Here is a 19,173-nt window from a genome sequence, read left to right on the forward strand (position 1 = left end):
ATATGGCCCATTTAACAATTATACAAATCAACACAGAAAAAAATGATCAGAATTTTTTCTGGACCAACCTATGGGGCTCTAACGAAGGATCCATAACAATTTCAAAATTAATGACCCCTAGAACAAGTTCCTCCTCTGTAATCACTTCAACTTTCCAAATGCCTTCTTTTACGTTACTTTTATAGGTGTATCCCCTATAACCGCCATCCCTGCCCCCAGTAATTTCATAGCCAATATCCTCAACTATTTCCCATTCCCCCGTTCTCTGATTAAACCATTTCCACCTGTGAAAGACCGATTTCTTTAAATCTGTAGGTGCAAATATGGAAGAGAAAGCATATACCTTGCCATCCGGGTCATGAATAAATTTAAGCCTATGGTCCCTCCAAAACACATACCACTCATCCCTTTCGTAGGTCACTACATATGTGTTATCCTTCAAGGAAATATGATGTGCCACTACCCCCCTATCCATTGCCAATGGCACTGGCGGAATAAGTCTAAACAAATAAAATATATTGATCAGGGCATAGATTATCAAAATAAGCCCAAGCAACTTTCCCAACCCAACTTCTGCCCGTGTACTAGGACTTAACCAATAAATTATAAGTATCAATAATACGGTACATACCAAACTAATTACTCCTGAATAAAGAAATATTTCTGTGTTCATTTCGCGCAGGAAAACCGGAACCATAAAAGCAAAAAAGGTAAAGCTTATAAAAAAATACACCCCAAATTGCAAATACTTGTTAGAGATACGCTTTTTAAGTAATTCATTGGCCAATAATAACACTACCAATATTATAAAGAAGGCCATAGTCTTGGAAAGGGAGACGCTTCTAGAGAAATAAATAACATAGGCACTGGAAAGCCCTCCAAAGAAAAATTGGATGGCCAGGGGCAGGTATTCTTGGTAACGCTCCAATACCGTGTTTTTCCATTTACCGTCATCGGCCAGATTGTAGAGATACAGGGTAATGGTTAAACTAGTCATATGCAAGCAAAGCACCACTAGATCGTACAATCTATCAATACGCCCAAGGGTTAGGGAATCAAAAACAAACCCAAGAACGAAAAAAATTATAGGAGCATATTTTTCATGTTTCCGTATAGTTTTCCGGAACGCACTATTTCTAAACTTAACCAATGTCCTTTTCATAAGTTGCTTTGGAGGAGCATAAATATAATTCAATTAGCCCAAGGATATACCCAAAATAATCCTAGCAACCCTTTATAGGACCAAAACAATAATTTAGGAGCGATGGTACAACCCACCAATAAAACTGTACCACACTGTATGCCAACACTTTTAGATCAGAGATTATTACCCAACGAAAACGGCAAATTAAAATTGTGAATATCTATTGTTTGGATTCCCTACAATCCTTTTTTATAAAATATATATTTGGCCTCCTAAAAAAATAACTATGAGCGTAACTTGGTACGAGTGCAAAGTAAAATACAGAAAAACCCATGAAACGGGGGAACAAAAGGTAACTACGGAGGCCTATTTATTGGATGCCATATCCTACACTGAAGCGGAATCCAGGATCAATGAAGAGATGGCCGCCTACACCAGCGAAGAGTTTCTGATCACTAATATTAAAGTCGCCAATTTTTCAGAGGTCCATCCTTTTGAAAATTCGGACCGATGGTTTAAATCCAAGGTATCCTTAATTGCCTATGATGAGGAAAGTGGGAAGGAAAGAAAAACCAATTTTTATATGTTGATCCAGGCCAATGACGTAAAAGAGGCTTATGACAATACCATTGCGGCCATGAAAGGCACCACTGGAGACTACAGCATCCCTGCTATTAGCGAATCACCTATTATGGATGTATTCCCCTACTTTACCGGAGAGGAAGAGCAGTTGGAAAAATTTAAGGTATTAAACAAATCCGAGACTACTGAAGCAGAAGACGTAAATACGTCGGATAGTTCTGAAGAAGAAGTTGTGGAAGAAAGTGAAGTGGTATAAACTTTAATAATTGGGCACATACTGCACCATTTTTTAATAAAGACAGTATCCAGAACAGGTATTACCTATTCTGGATACTGTTATTTCTACACTGATGAACACCTCACCCTGCGACGGCGATCCGTGAATAGGTAGGCATTGTAACAAGGTAAGTACTTTACACCTTCTATAAAGGTTTTAAAGCAAGCCATTCTTCTTTGGTTGCCGGTAATTTTTGATGCTCCAACATGATCTGCCACTTCCCTTCCTTTTTTACCAGTAAGGCGTCAAATTGAATAAACCTAACAGAGTTTTGGCCATTTTCATCCAGGAGTTCATATCTAAATATACCTTTTTCAAATGCAGAATCGTCATCTCCCAGGCGTTCTGAAAACCTAAAATTCAGTTTCACCTTGGTTAATCCTTTGGCTGTTTTCTCCAGCCCTTCCTTCCATCTAATTAAGGCCTTTTTAAGGGCATAGCAACTCCCGGACGATTCTGAAACCAACACCCCATCTTCATGGAATGTTGATCCATATCCTGCTACATCCCCAGCTTCTACTTTTTCTTTAACCACATTCCAATAGGCATTGAGTTCGGATATTCTATTCTGTGCAATTGCACTGCTAGTAAATAGCATAGCTAACACTACTACTTTCAACATATTCTTGCTTTTCATATAATTATTTTTATTAGGTGTTCAGTTATACTGTTACCATCACCCAGGGCCTAATATTATATTCCACTTAGGGACCTACCTTTTCTGGATCTGTTTACTAAACACCAAGAAGAGTACGCCACATAGCAACCATGCCGGTAAGGTAACAAACGATAAAAATACATCGAACTGAACGGATATAAAATAGAAAAGTCCAAAACTAATGGCCCAAGCGAAAAACACGGCCTTGTTGAACTTTAGGTTGGCCACTTCCGCATAATTTTTTACGATTCCTGCCTGTTTATGAAATAAATGCTCAAATACAATAATAGCTCCAAAGGGTGCAAGGATAAATCCGTACAAGGCCACAAAACCTAATAATTTCATGGCAAAAGCAGGGAATAGTCCGGCAATAGTTGCCAATGTACCCGCAATTATGGTAACCCAAAAAGTAGATAATTTAGGAACTATGGCCTGAAACGCAAGTCCCGCCCTGTATATGGTTGGATTGGCAGTTGTCCAACCTGCCAACACCACGGCAAGGATGCCAAAAACACCAATGGCATTATTGGCCAAGGGCCCAGGTGCTACAGTAGGAGCTTCCCCATTGGAGAGAAAAGCCTGGGCTTCTGGTGATTTTAGGTAAACAGCATATAACAGCGCTGCAGCTATCCATGCCATATAATGGCCCACGTACATTCCCGCTGCCGTTGTCCATCCGCTACTTGCTTTTTTAGCAAAACGGAATACCGATAGATCGGACATACCCACGTGCATGGCAGCATTCGCAAACCAAGACCATATCACCACGTGCCAAAAGGTGTACTTGATCTGCCCTGGAAAGGGCTCAGAACCTTCTCCCCATATATCCCAAAATTCAGAAAGGCTATTGACCCCCAATTGATTTAGTGCAACTACGCCACAGGCCAAAAAGGCCATTACTATAACGGGAGACATCCAGTTTGCCGCCTTGGACACCGTTTCATACCCTTTAGAGGCTATTAAGGAAATGACCGCACCAAGAAAGATAACTATGATTACCCAGGTCATACCATTGGGCATGGTATCAGTGAGCTTGGGCATTTCCATATTAAAGGGAATCCCCACTGCCGTGGCCGATACCGTAATCATGGATCCGGCCAAAAAACAGAAAAGTATCCCATTGGCCAAATTGTAACCGGTAACCAGGTTTTTTCCACAGATTTTCTCCAATTGGTAATACAATGTCAACCTGTATTTCACGGCAATTTCAGCGGTCAGGAACCGCCAACTGAGCACGGCCAACAAGTTCCCGAGCAAAAGCCCTACAATAAGATCAAAGGCGCTGACCCCGGTTGTTAAAAACAAAGGGCCTATTACAAATTCGGTCCCTGCAGCGTGCTCCCCCGCATACATACCCAAAAAACTCTTCCAGCTTTTTAGTTTAGACTGGGGTACCGCTACACGTTCAAATTCGCCCCCGGCTATTTCCTCAATTTCTTCCTCTATATTGTGTTGGCTCATATTGGTTGGTTATTATTTTTAGTTATAATGATCGGTTAAATGTTCAATTGTCACTTATGTTCTTATAGCCTTTTACTAAGCATATCGACAATTATTTAAATTGCTTAATACTTCTTAACTATTGTATAATAAATGGTACGTGCTTCTTCAGGGCATAATTTTTTTTAAGGAATTTGGAGTTCAATTTGGTATCTGATATGCAAAGAGCGGCGCCAAGTGCCGACCCTAAGGAGGAATCCGTTGTGTTTAAGCTCATATCCCTGAGGTAATGGGACAGTAGTTGTATATACACCTCATTATCAGAAAAGCCCCCATCAATATATAACTTCTCTATTGCATCGTTCCCACTTATCATTTTTATGCAATCTACCTGCAATAGCACCAACTCCACCATTAATTGATGATAGGCATGCTCAAATTTATCATATGGGATTCTGGTGGTAGCGGGCATATTCTTATCTTGGATCCCAACCCAGCTGAACATATACTCAAAATCCTTGACGATCTCACAATATATGTCGTGGTCAAAACCAATTGTCTTATGATAATCGCTTGGCACTTTGAAATGTTGGGACAACACCTTCACCTGTTCCTTATATTCATTGCCCAAGAAAAGGCGCGAAGCCTTTACTGCCTTACCGTTGATACGCATATAATTGATACAGTTCTTTGTAATATCGGCTTTGGTCAGATCTTGCTCCGAAAAAGGATTAAGGGCAATACTCCAAGTCCCGGTAGAAACAAGTATAAACTTTTTTCGTATGCTCCTTATATAGGGCAGCAAAGCCGCCGAGCTGTCATGTATCCCCGCTCCTATATTGATACGCTTCCCGTTATAGTTCATATTAAAACTGGTCTCGGTAGAAACGATCACTGGCAATTTTTTATAAATCTCCTCCTGGTATACCCATTGATGGTAGTCTTTCTTATCATAATCCCAGAGTGCGGTATGGCACCCTATACTGGTATGTTCGCTAACTGGAATACCGGTAAAGATATAGCTGATATATTGCGGCAGATGCAAGGAGTATTTAATTTTCTGGAATACCTCGGGCTTGGCGTACTTGAGCCAATACAACTGCATCCCGGAATTGAGCATTCCTGCACTTGGGGAGCCGGTTGCCGCCGCAAAATCCACTTCAGGTCCATACTTATCATAAAAGGAATTTACTATCTCCTGTGGCAGCGGTTTGGTATAGTTATAAAGTGGGGTAAGCACTTCGCCATTTTCATCCAAATGCACAAGGCTTGCGCCATAGGTAGAAAAATTAATGGATACTATATCGTATTGCTTGGCATCCAAAATCCTATCAAACACTCCTTTAAGCCAGTTTTTTAAACGCCCCAAGTCTTCGGTAGGGTGACCATCTTCATCCTCAATAGTATCAAACCTCGTATATTCCCTATATACTTCCTGAAAATCCCTATCAAATAAAAAGAACTTTTTATTGGTCTTCCCTATGTCGAATACAGCTGTTACTTTTTCTTTCATTTACTGTTTTTACAATCCCGTTGCTATACTGTGCTTTCCCCTGGCTTGTATCAAATTTCCCCTAACACCAAGCGACCTATAGGCCTTTATAGGGTGCAATGCCCCGCCTACGTTTAGCCTAGCCCTTTCCAAAAGTGGTCTTACATCGGTACGGTAGGCCTGCTGTAAAATTTCTTGGCACAGCACTACGTCATGTTTTTCCTGGGCCAATTTCAACTGCTCTTGATCTACCAAAAGTGCTTTTGCATAGGCTTCCTGAATAGCCTCCAAGGATTGGATCAAATCCTCCAAAGGATCTTTAATGTTATGGCTGGCATCTATCATCCAAGCTGGATATGGGTTCTGTGGATTGTTGTTCATCCCATAGACCAGTTCGTTAAATATTAAGAACAGGGCATATGGTTTTACACTGCCCACGGTGCTGTCGTCATCACCATATTTGCTATCGTTAAAATGAAAACCTCCCAGTTTGCCCTGCATCATCAAGGTTGAAACAATTTGCTCTATATTGGTATTTGGCAAGTGATGGCCAAGGTCTACCAGGGTATATGCTTTTTCACCACAGGCATTGGCCAACATAAACGAGGTGCCCCAATCCTGGATTACCGTACTATAAAAATTGGGCTCGTAAGGCTTGTATTCTATAAACAGTTTCCAATCCTCCGGTAAGGTGGCATAGATTTCCTGTAGGCTATCCTGGGTATGCTGCAAGGCTCTTTGAAAATTGTGCTGACCAGGAAAATTGGAACCGTCGGCCAACCAGACCGTTAAACTTTTGGATCCTAGTTTCTCCCCTATTTTTATCACTTCATTGTTATGCGCTATAGCCTGATCCCTAACTGCCTTACTAGTGTTGCTCAGGGAACCAAACTTATAACTCTCCTTGGCATTTTTTTGATCCTGAAAGGTGTTGGAATTTACGGCATCAAAAACAAGTCCGTTGGCAGTGGCCAATTCCTTGATGGCCTTGTAATCCTCTGGAATATCCCATGGAATATGCAGGGATATGGCCCCAGCAGTCTGTGTCAGGGCATGCAATATGCCCACATCGTTTATCTTTTGCTCCAAGTTGGCAGGCTCCCCGTAATAAGAAAACCTTCCAAATCTGGTTCCTCCCGCTCCGAGCGCCCAGCTGGGAATGGCTACCTGAAAATCTGAAAGATCTTTAATTACCTTATGTACATCTACCCCTTTTCTATCGAGAGAATTGGCCAGAAAATCAAAACTTTCCTCGTGTACACCAATATCCTTTTTATTATCCGACAGGATCTGTTCTTTTTCTATTTTCATCGCTTATAGTATTTTGTATTAACCTGGAATTGAACTTAGTGATTTTTTTTCGCATAGATTACCTATAAGGTCCCCAATACCAAATTCAAGTAGGTTGTCCTTTTATATTCCAGAATAGTAAAATCTTCAATTTTGTTAGGCCAGTATTATGATGCCGCTGCCCATAAACTTAGTTCTTTTACGATGGAAATATAGCACAGGCCTCACTACAACCTGTGCCTATTTCCAAAAAACTAACTCAACTAACTATCTTACAAATGCATTGGCCATTCCGCCATCCACATTGATTATATTTCCGGTGGTCTTGTTCAGGATTCCCACACAGGCAAACACTCCGTTTGCTATATCTTGAGGGTAAATGATCTCATTGAGCAGGTTACGCTTGGCATAATGAGCCGGAAGCTCTTCTACGGTAATCCCGTAGGCCTTCGCCCGGCCTTCGGCCCAGTCGCCCTCCCATATCTTGCTACCTACGATAACGCCATCGGGATTCACTGTGTTGACACGGATCTTATCTCCGCCCAATTCGGCGGCCAATAGACGCGCCATATGTTGCTGTGCAGCCTTCGCGGTACCATAGCCTACATTATTGGGACCGGATACCAAACCGTTCTTGCTGGCTATACTGATGAAGTCTCCTCCATGTCCTTGAGAACGCATAATGGCAACTGCTTGTTTGGCCAGCTCAAATTGACCTTTGACCAATACCTCCTGCAAAATGTCCCAATCCTTTTCTGTGGTCTCTGACAAGGGTTTGGAAATTGCCAAACCTGCACTGTGCACCACTATATCCACACCTCCAAATTCCAAGCATGCTTTTTTATAGGCACTGGCTATGGACTGGGATTTGGTAACGTCACATACTGCATAGCTGGCAGTATCCCTAGGATAGGTATCCAAAGCCTCTTGGAGTCGGGCCTCAGCAATATCGGTCAATACCACATTGGCACCTTCACTAGCCAATTTATCGGCAATGGCTTTCCCTATACCCCCTCCTGCGCCGGTTACTAGTGCCACCTTTCTGGAAAGCGGCTTCTCTTTGGGCATACGTTGTAATTTGGCCTCTTCCAACAACCAATATTCTATATCAAAGGCTTCCTGTCTAGGCAGGGAGGTATATTCAGTTATAGCCTCCGCTCCCCTCATTACGTTGATAGCGTTGATATAAAATTCACTGGCTACCCTTGTGGTCTGTTTGTTTTTCGCAAAACTGAACATCCCCACGCCCGGTAAGATGATAATCACGGGGTTGGGATCCCGCATTGCCGGACTATTGTCACGTTTACAGGTCTCGTAATAATCCTTATATTCTTGTCTGTAGGCTTCAAAGGCCGGTTCTAATTTTTTCAATACCGACTCGGTATCGCTCAAATCCCCGTTAGGATCAATTTCCAACACCAAGGGTTGGATTTTTGTTCTAAGAAAGTGGTCTGGACATGAAGTTCCCATGGGGGCCAAACGGGCCAAATCATTACTGTTGATGTACTCCATAACTACATCAGTGTCCGTAAAATGCCCTATCATCCTATTTTCGGAAGAACAAAGTCCCCTTAACAAGGGCATCAATTGGGAGGCTTTCTCCAAACGATCCTCCTTTGGTAGGGACTGTACTTTTTGACCTCCAAATACACTGCCTTTTTCCTCTATTTTTTTAGTGATATAGGCAGATGCCATTTCAATGACTTCCAAGCTGTTCATATAGCACTCGTAAGAGGTATCTCCCCATGTAAAAAGACCATGGCTGCCCAAAACAATACCACGTATACCAGGATTGTCGTTCAGACATTTTTCCAGCTGAAGCCCCAGGTCAAACCCAGGACGCTGCCAAGGCACCCACCCCATGGTATCTCCCCAAATTTCTTTGGTTACCTTTTCACTATCCTTGGCGGCAGCAACAGCTATTAGGGCATCCGGATGCAAATGATCTATATGCTTAAAAGGCAGTAAGCCGTGCAATGGCGTATCTATGGAAGGGGCCTTACTGTCCAAGTCGTAGATACAGTGATTAAAAAGTCCAACCATTCGATCTTCATCAGATAGGCCACCATAAACATTCTTTAGGTTTCTTAGCCTGTCCGTATACAATCCGGCAATCCCGGCTTTGGTCAACGTCCCTATATCCCCACCGGAACCCTTGATCCACATCACTTCTACCTCCTCATTGGTCAACGGATCCTTCTCAATGGTCTTACAACTGGTATTTCCTCCACCGTAATTGGTGATTCTGAGATCGGCACCTAGAATATTTGATCTATAAAGAAAAAGCTTTACCTGATCATCTTCAAGAGCCTTTGCCTTGTCATCATCCCATAGGTAGTCTACATATTTAAATTGTGTTGTTGTATTTTTCATCTCTATGATTATCTATTTTAAACAAAAGTAAATTATACATTTATTATGTCTATCCTGTACTGTACCGTAAAAGGGTCAATTTAAAAAAATGCTTACTTTTGATGCTATAGCACAAATGACAGAATAAGGGCTACAGCCCCTTATTGGCAATGCCATTGAGAAAGGCTAAACACTCAGATGAATGGATATATTTAAATTTATCAAAATTGATGAGGACTCTAGGATTCCCAAATATCAGCAAATCGTAGACCAAATAATTTATAATATTTCGGTGGGGAATTTAAAAATGGACGACAAGATCCCGTCTATCAATACCCTGAGCGAAGAATATTTTCTATCTAGGGATACGGTGGAGAAGGCTTATAACCTATTAAAGGAAAGAAAGGTAATTTTGTCCATTAGGGGAAAGGGATATTACATAGCCCGTACACAGTTAATCTCAAAGGTAAATATACTCTTCCTGATCAATAAATTGAGTTCCTATAAGATGCGGATATACAATTCCTTTATCAACAGCATAGGAGGCACTGCCCATACCGATCTTCATATTTACCATTGCGAGGAAGACCTTTTTCTTAATATTCTGGAAAAAAACAAGGGAGCGTATGACTACTATATCATCATGCCACATTTTAAGACAGACAAACTGAATCACATTAGTTTTACGGATAAGGTGGTGGATGCAGTAAACAAAATTCCCAAGGAAAAACTGATTCTGTTAGATAACCCCATAGCTGAGGTTAAAGGAGCCTCCATTGAAATTTACCAAGACTTTGAAGATGATATTTACAGCGCCCTTAAGGAGGGACTTGCTAAAATTGCGAGCTATCAAAAACTTATTATGGTCTATCCAGAAAATTCTATCTACCCCTACCCCAAGAGAATCTTACACGGTTTTCGTAAATTTTGTGTTGAGCACAATCTGGATTTTGAATTTCTGAATGAAATTTATGATGACATTATATTGAAAAAAGGGGATCTTTTTATAACCATAAGTGAATCGGATTTGGTTAACTTGGTGAAACAAATTCGAGATCAGGAATTCATTAAAGGCACGGATATCGGTATCATATCCTATAACGACACGCCTTTAAAAGAACTGCTGGGCATAACCTGTATATCTACTGATTTTAAGGTGATGGGCGAGACCTTGGCCCGTATGATCAAAGAAAAGAAAAAAGGGAAGATTAAAAACCCCTTTAGCTTTATTGACAGAAATTCTCTTTTAGACCTCAATGCTTAAGTTTTATTTTCATATCCAAACCAACTTGGAATCCTTAAAGCTATAATACCATGTATGTCCCTAAACGGCACTTTTCTACTATTGACACAATAGATTTAAGAAGGGACAAAAGAGTCAATGAATTAGCCACAACACAAAGACGACTAGAACATTTAAAAATGATTTTTGTCAATAGTATAACATTAACTTAAAAATGGCACATACCGGTTAAGTGTTCTTTTTCCAATTAACAAAGGATAAATAAAAATTATAACGTATTATCTTTATGCTTTTTACAGGGAGCATTCTATTAATTAAACAATACTATAGTAAATATAAAATCTATAAAATAATGGGGTTAGGCCGCGATTGGAATCCTATACCGTATCTTAGTCCAAGCCTAAAACAGAATAAACAAAAACCAAACACTGATCTACCATGAAAAAAACCAATGTTCTTTTATTTTTAAGCATACCTATTTTACTGCTCTCCTGTGAAGAAGGTGACAAAGCAGTAAAACAGATTATAGTAAAGAATACTATGGCCGTGGATAGGGCAAATGAAACAGTTTCTATAGATCTGTCCTCTCTAGACCTCAATGACAAGACCCAACTTGTTATAAGGGATGCCGAAACAAAAGAAAACCTGGTTTCACAGCAAATAGACTCCAATGACGACGGTAAACTGGATGCCATACTCTTCCAACCTAAAATAGCTGCCAACAGTGAAAGAACATTTCAAATAAGCAGCACCCAAAGTCCACAGCTAACGGACAGTATACCAAACTGCTATTCACGATTTGTCCCTGAACGCACAGACGATTATGCTTGGGAAAACAACAGGGTTGCTTTTAGGACCTATGGGCCTACGGCCCAAAAAATGGTTGAAGAGGATATAAAGGGAGGTACGCTTTCCAGTGGAATAGATGCCTGGTTAAAACGTGTAGATTACCCCATCATCAATAAATGGTATAAAAAAGAATTGGAGACCGATGGTAGCTACCACAAAGATACGGGAGAAGGCTTGGACAATTTTCATGTAGGGAGTAGCCGTGGTGTAGGTGGAATCGCCAAAAAGGTAGACACCACCTATTATTTTTCCAAAAACTTTACCTCTTGGAAAACCTTGTGTACCGGCCCCATACGAACCAGCTTTGTGTTAACCTACGCCAATTGGGATGCAGCGGGGAATACCATATCTGAAGAAAAGAGGATTTCCCTGGATTACGGCAGTAATCTTTCCAAGTTCGTTATTACGGCAAGAGGTACAGATACCTTGTCTGCAGGTTTAACACTTCATGAAAAGGACGGAGATATTGCAGTTAATGAACAAATGGGGTGGATAAGCTATTGGGAACCCCATGAAGACTCTGAACTGGGTACGGCAATAGTAGTACCCGAAAATGCAATGGTTGGCCATGAACACTATTTAACCGACCAAAAAGATGAAAGCAACTTGTTTGCCCACATCAAAAAAAAGGACAATAAAATTACCTATTATGCCGGTTTTGGATGGAAGAAAAGCGGACAATTTGCAACCAAAGCGGCTTGGGAGAAGTATGTAAACGATTTCGCCCAGCGTATAAAAAATCCTTTGTTGGTAGAGATCAAACAATAAGTAAACAATGCTATGTGTCATTTAGTAGGCTGCTAGTTAGGCAGCAAACGGCATTTATAATATGACCGTATTATTGTTTTAATTATCAAGACATTCCACAGCATAAACTATTATGAGCACTTTAAAAGATTTTCAAAAGTTGGTCGTAGCCAATGCCTCCCAAGTAAAAGGACTGTCTCCAGGGGACACGGCACCTAATTTTAAGCTACCCAATGCAAATGGTAAAATTATAACACTGACGGACCTTTTAAAAACTGGGGTTGTAATCATAAAGTTCTACCGTGGTGAATGGTGCCCCATATGCAATTTAGATCTCCGGGAAATACAGAAGCATTTACCTGAAATTGAATCTTTTGGAGCTTCTTTGGTAGCCATTAGTCCTCAAAGGCCGGATGATGCCCTAACGGCCGTACAAAAAAATGAACTGGGCTTTGAAGTACTCAGTGATGCCGACCAACAAGTGATACGGGCCTATAACCTTCAATTTGATCCAGGCCCCGATTATCACAAACGCCGTGATTTAACCCTACTTAACGGAGAAGGGCTAAAAACCCTCCCCGTTCCCGCCACATTTATCATTACCGGAGACCAAATAATTGAAGCGGGCCATGTGGAACCGGACTACACACAACGGATGGCCCCAGTAGAAATCATCAAAGTGCTAAGAAGCATAAAAAAATAGGCCTTATCTATTTATACAGAATACCATGTTATACTGGTACAATCCCAAGTCCGCAACCTAAAACCAGTTTAGAAAGATAAAACAAATAAACCTACTCCTTTCTATTGTTCCTTTTGAAAAATAACGCAAGGGCTTCTTTTTCTTTTTCAGGACAGCACAGGATAGCTAATAGTAATATAAACCCTAAGTTTGAAGAGGTCTTTTTTGAGCATCAAGGAAACTATGTCTAATGTGTAAGTAGTTCAAAATCCGTACATTTTACAAAAATCCAGCTGCTTCGTTATAAAAAAGACCACTTAATTACTAACTTATGTTCCAACTATTAATAGACTACATATAGCAGTCCATTAAAACAAAACACCTTTAGATGAAAGTAAGAGCTGTAGCTGTATTCCTATTTTGTGCTTGCACCCTTGTGTTAAAAGCACAAAAATCCGGTCAAGAACAGAATCAAAAAAAACCTAACATTATCTTTATTCTAACCGATGATCAGCGCTTTGATGCCCTTGGTTATTCAGGGAACAAACTCATTTCCACTCCAGAGATGGACAAATTGGCCAAGGAAGGGACTTATTTTGAAAATGCCATGGTCACCACACCTATATGTGCGGCCAGTAGAGCTAGCATATTGACCGGTCTCTATGAACGTACCCATAACTATAATTTTAAAACCGGCAATATTAGGGATTCCTATATGGCCAACTCCTATCCTACCCTCCTAAAGAAAAATGGCTATGTTACAGGTTTTTATGGAAAATATGGAGTGAGATATGACGGCCTGGATAAGCAATTTGATAAGTTTGAATCCTACGATCGCAACAATAGGTTTAAGGATAAACGTGGGTACTATTACAAAACCCTGGGAAAGGATACAGTACACCTAACCCGTTATACCGGTCAGAAGGCCATTGATTTCATTGCCGATGCCAAAACCGACACTCCATTTTGCCTCTCATTGAGTTTTAGTGCTCCCCATGCCCATGATTCTGCCAAGGATCAATACTTTTGGCAAAAGGAGTCCAATGCTTTACTGGCCAACACGGAAATTCCTGCCCCTGCATTAGGGGAAGACAAATATTTTGAAGCCCAACCACAGTTTGTCCGTGACGGCTTTAATCGTTTACGATGGACATGGCGTTATGATACACCTGAAAAATACCAGCACAGTGTAAAAGGGTATTATAGAATGATTTCAGGGATAGACCGTGAAATTGCCAAAATCAGGGAAGAACTAAAGAAAAAGGGACTTGATAAGAACACCGTAATTATTTTGATGGGGGATAATGGCTATTTTTTGGGTGAGCGCCAGCTAGCCGGAAAATGGTTGTTATACGACAATTCCGTTAGGGTACCCTTAATAGTCTTTGATCCACGCTTAAAAAAGCAAAAAGACAATGATGCCCTAGCATTGAACATTGATGTCCCCTCAACTATCCTGGACTTGGCGGGGGTAGATACACCTAAAGCGTGGCAGGGCAAGAGCCTGATGCCGATCATTAGAAATCCTAAAACCGACTTTGAACGGGACACCGTTTTAATAGAGCATCTATGGGAATTTAAGGACATTCCCCCTAGTGAAGGAGTACGGACAAAAAATTGGAAATACTTCCGTTATGTGAATGACCAATCCTTTGAGGAGCTTTATAATCTAAAGGACGACCCACAGGAAACCAATAATTTGGCGAAAGACCCAAAATATGCTGATAAACTGCAATCTTTTCGAAAAAAGACGAATAGCCTAATTCTTGAACTTTCCGACGAATATTCAAAAGGCCCGTCCAATTTAATCGTGGAATGGATTAGAGATACTAATGGGGTTACTATAATTGATTCCAAACCAGAATACGGTTGGGTGGTCCCCAAGGGGGCGGTTTCCCAATCGGCATACCAAATATTGGTGTCATCCTCCAAAGAAAACATCAACAATAACATAGGTGATATTTGGAACAGTGGGGAAGTGAGAAGCAATAACTCAACTGATATAGAGCATGGCGGAGCCCAATTAAAAAGTGGGGAGACCTACTTCTGGAAAGTACGTATATGGGATCAGGTAAATCGTCTTACTCGCTATTCCCAAACACAATCGTTCACTATGGGGAGCCCAAAAGCCACCATCACTACCCCAAATAGTTTTCAAGTTGATAAAATAAAACCTAGAGTATTCGAAAAAAGAGGTGATAGTTATTTTATGGACTTTGGTAAAGATGCCTTTGCAACCCTAAATTTCACATACAATGCCAAAACCGCGCATACACTAACTGTTCGTATAGGGGAACAATTGGAGGGGGAAAAGATTAACAGGACTCCCTTTAAAAGGAGCCATATAAGGTATCAGGAAATTAAAGTGGCAGTGACACCCGAACAAACCCAATACCAACTTCAAATTAAACCCAACAAACGTAATACCTTACCGGGCAAAGCATTGCCATTACCGGAAGGGTTTCCAGTATTGATGCCTTTTAGATACGCAGAAATAGAAGGATCACAAGAACCTTTGATCGCAGAAAATTTTACCCAATTGGCCCATCACAGTTATTGGGAAGAAGATGCCAGTAGTTTTAAAAGCTCAGATGATATTTTGAATCAAGTCTGGGATCTTTGCAAGTATTCCATAAAAGCCACTACATTCAACGGACTATATGTTGATGGGGACAGGGAACGCATTCCTTATGAGGCCGATGCTTATTTAAATCAACTAAGCCATTATACCACCGATCGAGAATATGCCATTGCCAGGCAGACCATAGAATATTTTATGGAACACCCTACATGGCCTACCGAATGGCAGCAGCATGTAGCGCTAATGTTCTATGCCGATTACATGTATACCGGCAATACGGAACTTATAGAAAAATATTACGATCAATTAAAATACAAAACCCTTTATGAGCTTGCGAACGAAGATGGATTGATTACCTCCAAAAAAATGACCCCGGAATTAATGGCCAATCTTGGATTTCCAAAGACCATGAAGGAAACCTTCAGGGATATAGTGGATTGGCCCTCTGCAGGTTGGGGCGGGGATCCCAACAACAAAGGGGAACGCGACGGTTACGTATTTAAGGATTACAATACCGTAGTGAATGCATTTTACTACCAGAACATGAAAATAATGGCTGAATTTGCCAAGGTTTTGGGCAAGACTCAGGAAGCCTTGGATTATAAATTAAGAGCTATAAAAGCAAAGAAGGCTTTTAACGAAAAAATGTTTGATGCGGAGCGTGGGATATACATTGATGGGATTGGTACGGACCATGCTTCCCTACATGCCAATATGATGCCCTTGGCCTTCAATATGGTTCCCCAAGAACACATAAAGTCTGTAGTAGAGTTTGTTAAATCTAGAGGGATGGCCTGCAGCGTGTATGGTTCCCAATATTTAATGGACGGCTTATACAATGCGGGAGCAGAAGATTATGCCTTGGACCTATTGACCGATACCAGTGACAGAAGTTGGTATAATATGATCCGTATCGGCTCTACCATTACCCTGGAAGCATGGGATTTAAAATATAAAAATAACCTGGATTGGAACCATGCATGGGGGGCTGTCCCTGCCAACGCCATTCCACGTGGACTTTGGGGTATACAGCCCAAAACACCCGGTTTTGGCATTGCCACCATAAAACCTCAAATGGGTAATTTAAAGAATAGCAGTATTGAGGTCCCTACCATTAAAGGAACCATAAAGGCTGATTACAAAAATGTAAGTTCCCGCCAGCAATTATACACCATTGAAATCCCCGCCAATATGGTAGCCGAATTTAAATTGACAAATGCTGCGGGAAAAGAACTGATGCACAACGGAAAAAAAGTACCTACGGCCTTTGGTTCGGTGAGGTTAACCCCTGGCAAACATGAAATAAAATTGGTAATTAATTCCTTTTAAGGGAAGCTGTACCATTGGCAATTGAAAACCCAAGGTTAATAATAAGTTGTATCTATTTGATTGCAATAAGTTATAAATATAGAAAGGTATTTTATTTTACAAAGTAGAAGTTTTGTAATTGGATTAGGTCCTCTTTTATTGCTAAAATTTGAAAATATATTTCTTTATAATCTAAAAAATGCGTGTCCCTGGACACGCATTTTTTAGATTAAGGCTTATTACACAGCTATAAAAATTTGTTAATGGGTGTAAGGTACCGTACCGGTCTCATCTACCGGATATCCCCACTTTTTTATGTATTCCATACCTGGAAGAAACTCATCTCCCGTCTCTTTTAACCGCTGGGCCAGTAGACTCTCCAGGTCGTCTTGTAATGCTGTATACCCCTCGTTGCCTATCAGGTTATTTAATTGGTAGGGATCATTAACATTGTCAAAAAGCAACCATGGCCCGTTTAAATCCCTGGCATAGGTGTATTGTTGGGTCTTAATGGCCCTGTACTCCCTACCTCCTTTAGTTACCCTATTCCATTGTCCAAAAGGTTGTACACAGCTTAGTAAAGTAGCACCTCCCATCTGTTTCCTGCCTTCCATATAAGGCCTATAATCCAACCCTTCAACGGTACTGGGTATGGAAATATCACATAGGCTTAGTAGTGTAGGCATAATATCTTCAGAATTCATCAGGGCATCCCTTTCCCCAGCTGCAATGTTTAGCTTTTCAGGAAGGTAATAAAGCATAGGTACCCTGGCCGATTCCTCATAAGGTTGCTGCTTTTTATAGGCACCATGGGAGCCCAATAGGTCTCCATGATCGGCAGTAAACACAATGATGGTATTTTCAAATTGTCCGGATTCCTTTAGATTTTTTATCACCTTGCCAATCATGTCATCCAATGCCGCTATATGTGCATAATAACCCGCCAAATCTTTTTTTGCCCGCTCCTTTAGGCTATCCGGTACATTTCTGCGGAGTTGAATCTTTTCCGGATCAAATCGGTTCCGGTATTCCACTGGGGCAGTATGGTATGGTGCGTGTGGGGTTCCGTAGGAAAGAATCATCATAAATGGATTCTCGGTAGACTTCCTTTCCTTGATATAGTCTATGGCAGCATCGGTCTGTTCAAAGGTGTCATAGCCCTCCCAAATTTTTCTATTGGGGTCATCGTTGTCATAGTACACAGATTTGTTGTAATCGTGGGTGCATTCGTTGCCTTTCCAGAACTTAAAGCCCTGTCTCCTTTGTCCAGGGGCAACATTCTGCAGCCTTCCATGACCGTCCAAGTGCCATTTACCAATGTATCCTGTATCATAACCTTCCTTATTAAACACTTTCGCAATAGTCACCGCATTGGTATCCAGCTGCACATCGTTCATAAAGACCCCATGGGTCAATGGGCGCTGTCCGGTTAATAGTGATGCCCTAAATGGGGAACAGACCGGCATACCGGAAACCGCATTTTTAAAATTAACGCTTATGGCCGCCAAACTATCCAAGTTTGGAGTACTTATATTGGGGTCTCCAGCATAGCCCGTTGCCTGTGCACGCCATTGGTCAGTAATTAGGATCAATACATTGGGAGGTTCCTTTTCTTGGGCTGCTACGGCCTTCTTCTTTTCTGCACAACTCCCAATAAGGAGGATACCTAATATAGTGATTAAATAACTGCTTTTTTTCATGCTTATTCTTATTTATAATTTAGGATTCCAGGAGGCTTCAATCTTGTTTTTTAAATCATTTACAACTTCTGGTTTTTCATTTGCCAGGTTTACTTGTTCAAAAGGGTCTTTAAAAATATTGTATAGCTGGATTTCGGTATTACTCCCCTCTATTTTTATGTATCACAGGCAGTTTTTGCCCCTAATCTTAACTATGTGAATTTTCAATACCCGGCATGGCAACAAAAAGCACTGTAAGATTGGTCTTCCTATATCATTAACATAATAGTGCACATTGGAAATAGAAATTAATAAAACAATATTAACTTTCGTTCCCAACAAATGCATCCTGTACTATGCTGTATAAACTTTCTTTAGTGATTATTGCACACTTAACCAGCACTGTACAGGATACGTAAATTTACTTCATGGTTTATTTTTATCAAAATTGGAACTCAGCTAGTTTTAGTTTGTTTACATGAATACATAAAAGAAATTAATATGATAAGAAAAGCATTTAAAATGAAAGTCTACCCAAGCCAAATAGAGGAATATACCAAAAGACACAATCCTATTTGGAAGGAACTTGAAGAAGTTTTAAAAAATCATGGGGTTCATCATTACAGTATTTTTTTCGATAATGAAACCCATTCACTGTTTGGTTATGCCGAATTGGAATCCGAAGAAAAATGGCATGCAATTGCGGATACCGAAATTTGTAAAAAGTGGTGGGAATACATGGCAGACTTAATGGAAACCAACCCGGATAATAGCCCGGTTTCGAAAGACTTAAAAACTGTTTTTTATCTTCCATAAAATCAATATTATGGTGAATCTACCTCCCAGATT

Annotated in this window: 13 protein-coding genes; 6 read left to right on the top strand and 7 right to left on the bottom strand. The window is 40.6% G+C overall.

The genetic code is table 11. From position 1 onward, the window contains the following. Positions 1-46: 46 nt before the first annotated feature. Positions 47-1,162 carry a DUF2914 domain-containing protein gene (locus EHW67_RS08070; RefSeq protein ID WP_126161870.1) on the bottom strand — a complete coding sequence of 372 codons (1,116 nt, stop codon included), beginning with the start codon at positions 1,160-1,162 and terminating at the stop codon, positions 47-49. Positions 1,163-1,430: 268 nt separating this feature from the next. Between EHW67_RS08070 and EHW67_RS08075 the strand changes: the two genes are divergently transcribed. Then, complete coding sequence (locus EHW67_RS08075) at positions 1,431-1,982, top strand: DUF4494 domain-containing protein (RefSeq protein ID WP_126161871.1); 552 nt, start codon at positions 1,431-1,433, stop codon at positions 1,980-1,982. Positions 1,983-2,148: 166 nt separating this feature from the next. Here EHW67_RS08075 and EHW67_RS08080 read toward each other — a convergent pair whose 3' ends face one another. The 5 genes from EHW67_RS08080 to EHW67_RS08100 all read right to left on the bottom strand — a co-directional run bounded on the left by EHW67_RS08080 (position 2,149) and on the right by EHW67_RS08100 (position 9,256). Next, positions 2,149-2,640 carry a nuclear transport factor 2 family protein gene (locus tag EHW67_RS08080; protein ID WP_126161872.1) on the bottom strand — a complete coding sequence of 164 codons (492 nt, stop codon included), beginning with the start codon at positions 2,638-2,640 and terminating at the stop codon, positions 2,149-2,151. 75 nt (positions 2,641-2,715) lie between these two features. Next, positions 2,716-4,122, bottom strand: a complete 1,407-nt coding sequence (locus EHW67_RS08085; RefSeq protein ID WP_126161873.1) for a purine-cytosine permease family protein — start codon at positions 4,120-4,122, stop codon at positions 2,716-2,718. A gap of 118 nt (positions 4,123-4,240) precedes the next feature. Then, complete coding sequence (locus EHW67_RS08090) at positions 4,241-5,614, bottom strand: FGGY-family carbohydrate kinase (RefSeq protein ID WP_126161874.1); 1,374 nt, start codon at positions 5,612-5,614, stop codon at positions 4,241-4,243. Positions 5,615-5,623: 9 nt separating this feature from the next. Next, entirely contained in the window at positions 5,624-6,904 is a 1,281-nt protein-coding gene (locus tag EHW67_RS08095; protein WP_126161875.1) for an L-rhamnose isomerase, read from the bottom strand. Between the two features lie 246 nt (positions 6,905-7,150). Then, entirely contained in the window at positions 7,151-9,256 is a 2,106-nt protein-coding gene (locus tag EHW67_RS08100; protein ID WP_126161876.1) for a bifunctional aldolase/short-chain dehydrogenase, read from the bottom strand. 181 nt (positions 9,257-9,437) lie between these two features. Between EHW67_RS08100 and EHW67_RS08105 the strand changes: the two genes are divergently transcribed. From EHW67_RS08105 to EHW67_RS08120, 4 genes are all read left to right on the top strand, one after another. Then, the gene (locus EHW67_RS08105; RefSeq protein ID WP_126161877.1) at positions 9,438-10,499 is read left to right on the top strand and encodes a GntR family transcriptional regulator; all 1,062 of its coding nucleotides are present in this window, start codon (positions 9,438-9,440) and stop codon (positions 10,497-10,499) included. 417 nt (positions 10,500-10,916) lie between these two features. After that, complete coding sequence (locus EHW67_RS08110) at positions 10,917-12,095, top strand: DUF4861 family protein (protein WP_126161878.1); 1,179 nt, start codon at positions 10,917-10,919, stop codon at positions 12,093-12,095. Between the two features lie 112 nt (positions 12,096-12,207). After that, positions 12,208-12,777, top strand: coding sequence for a peroxiredoxin-like family protein (locus tag EHW67_RS08115; RefSeq protein ID WP_126161879.1), 570 nt, complete (start codon positions 12,208-12,210; stop codon positions 12,775-12,777). 367 nt (positions 12,778-13,144) lie between these two features. Continuing rightward, positions 13,145-16,666: a sulfatase-like hydrolase/transferase gene (locus EHW67_RS08120; RefSeq protein ID WP_126161880.1), complete on the top strand. Its 3,522-nt coding sequence runs from the start codon at positions 13,145-13,147 to the stop codon at positions 16,664-16,666. Positions 16,667-16,905: 239 nt separating this feature from the next. On the opposite strand, the gene EHW67_RS08125 is transcribed toward EHW67_RS08120, so the two are convergent. Continuing rightward, positions 16,906-18,345, bottom strand: a complete 1,440-nt coding sequence (locus tag EHW67_RS08125) for a sulfatase family protein (protein WP_126161881.1) — start codon at positions 18,343-18,345, stop codon at positions 16,906-16,908. Positions 18,346-18,825: 480 nt separating this feature from the next. Here EHW67_RS08125 and rhaM point away from each other — a divergent pair, with 480 nt between their 5' ends. Next, a complete protein-coding gene (rhaM, locus tag EHW67_RS08130; RefSeq protein WP_126161882.1) occupies positions 18,826-19,140 on the top strand; it encodes an L-rhamnose mutarotase in 315 nt (104 codons plus the stop codon). The last annotated feature ends 33 nt before the right edge of the window (positions 19,141-19,173 follow it).

It is taken from the genome of Arenibacter aquaticus, assembly GCF_003957295.1.
GTDB classification, from domain to species: domain Bacteria; phylum Bacteroidota; class Bacteroidia; order Flavobacteriales; family Flavobacteriaceae; genus Arenibacter; species Arenibacter aquaticus.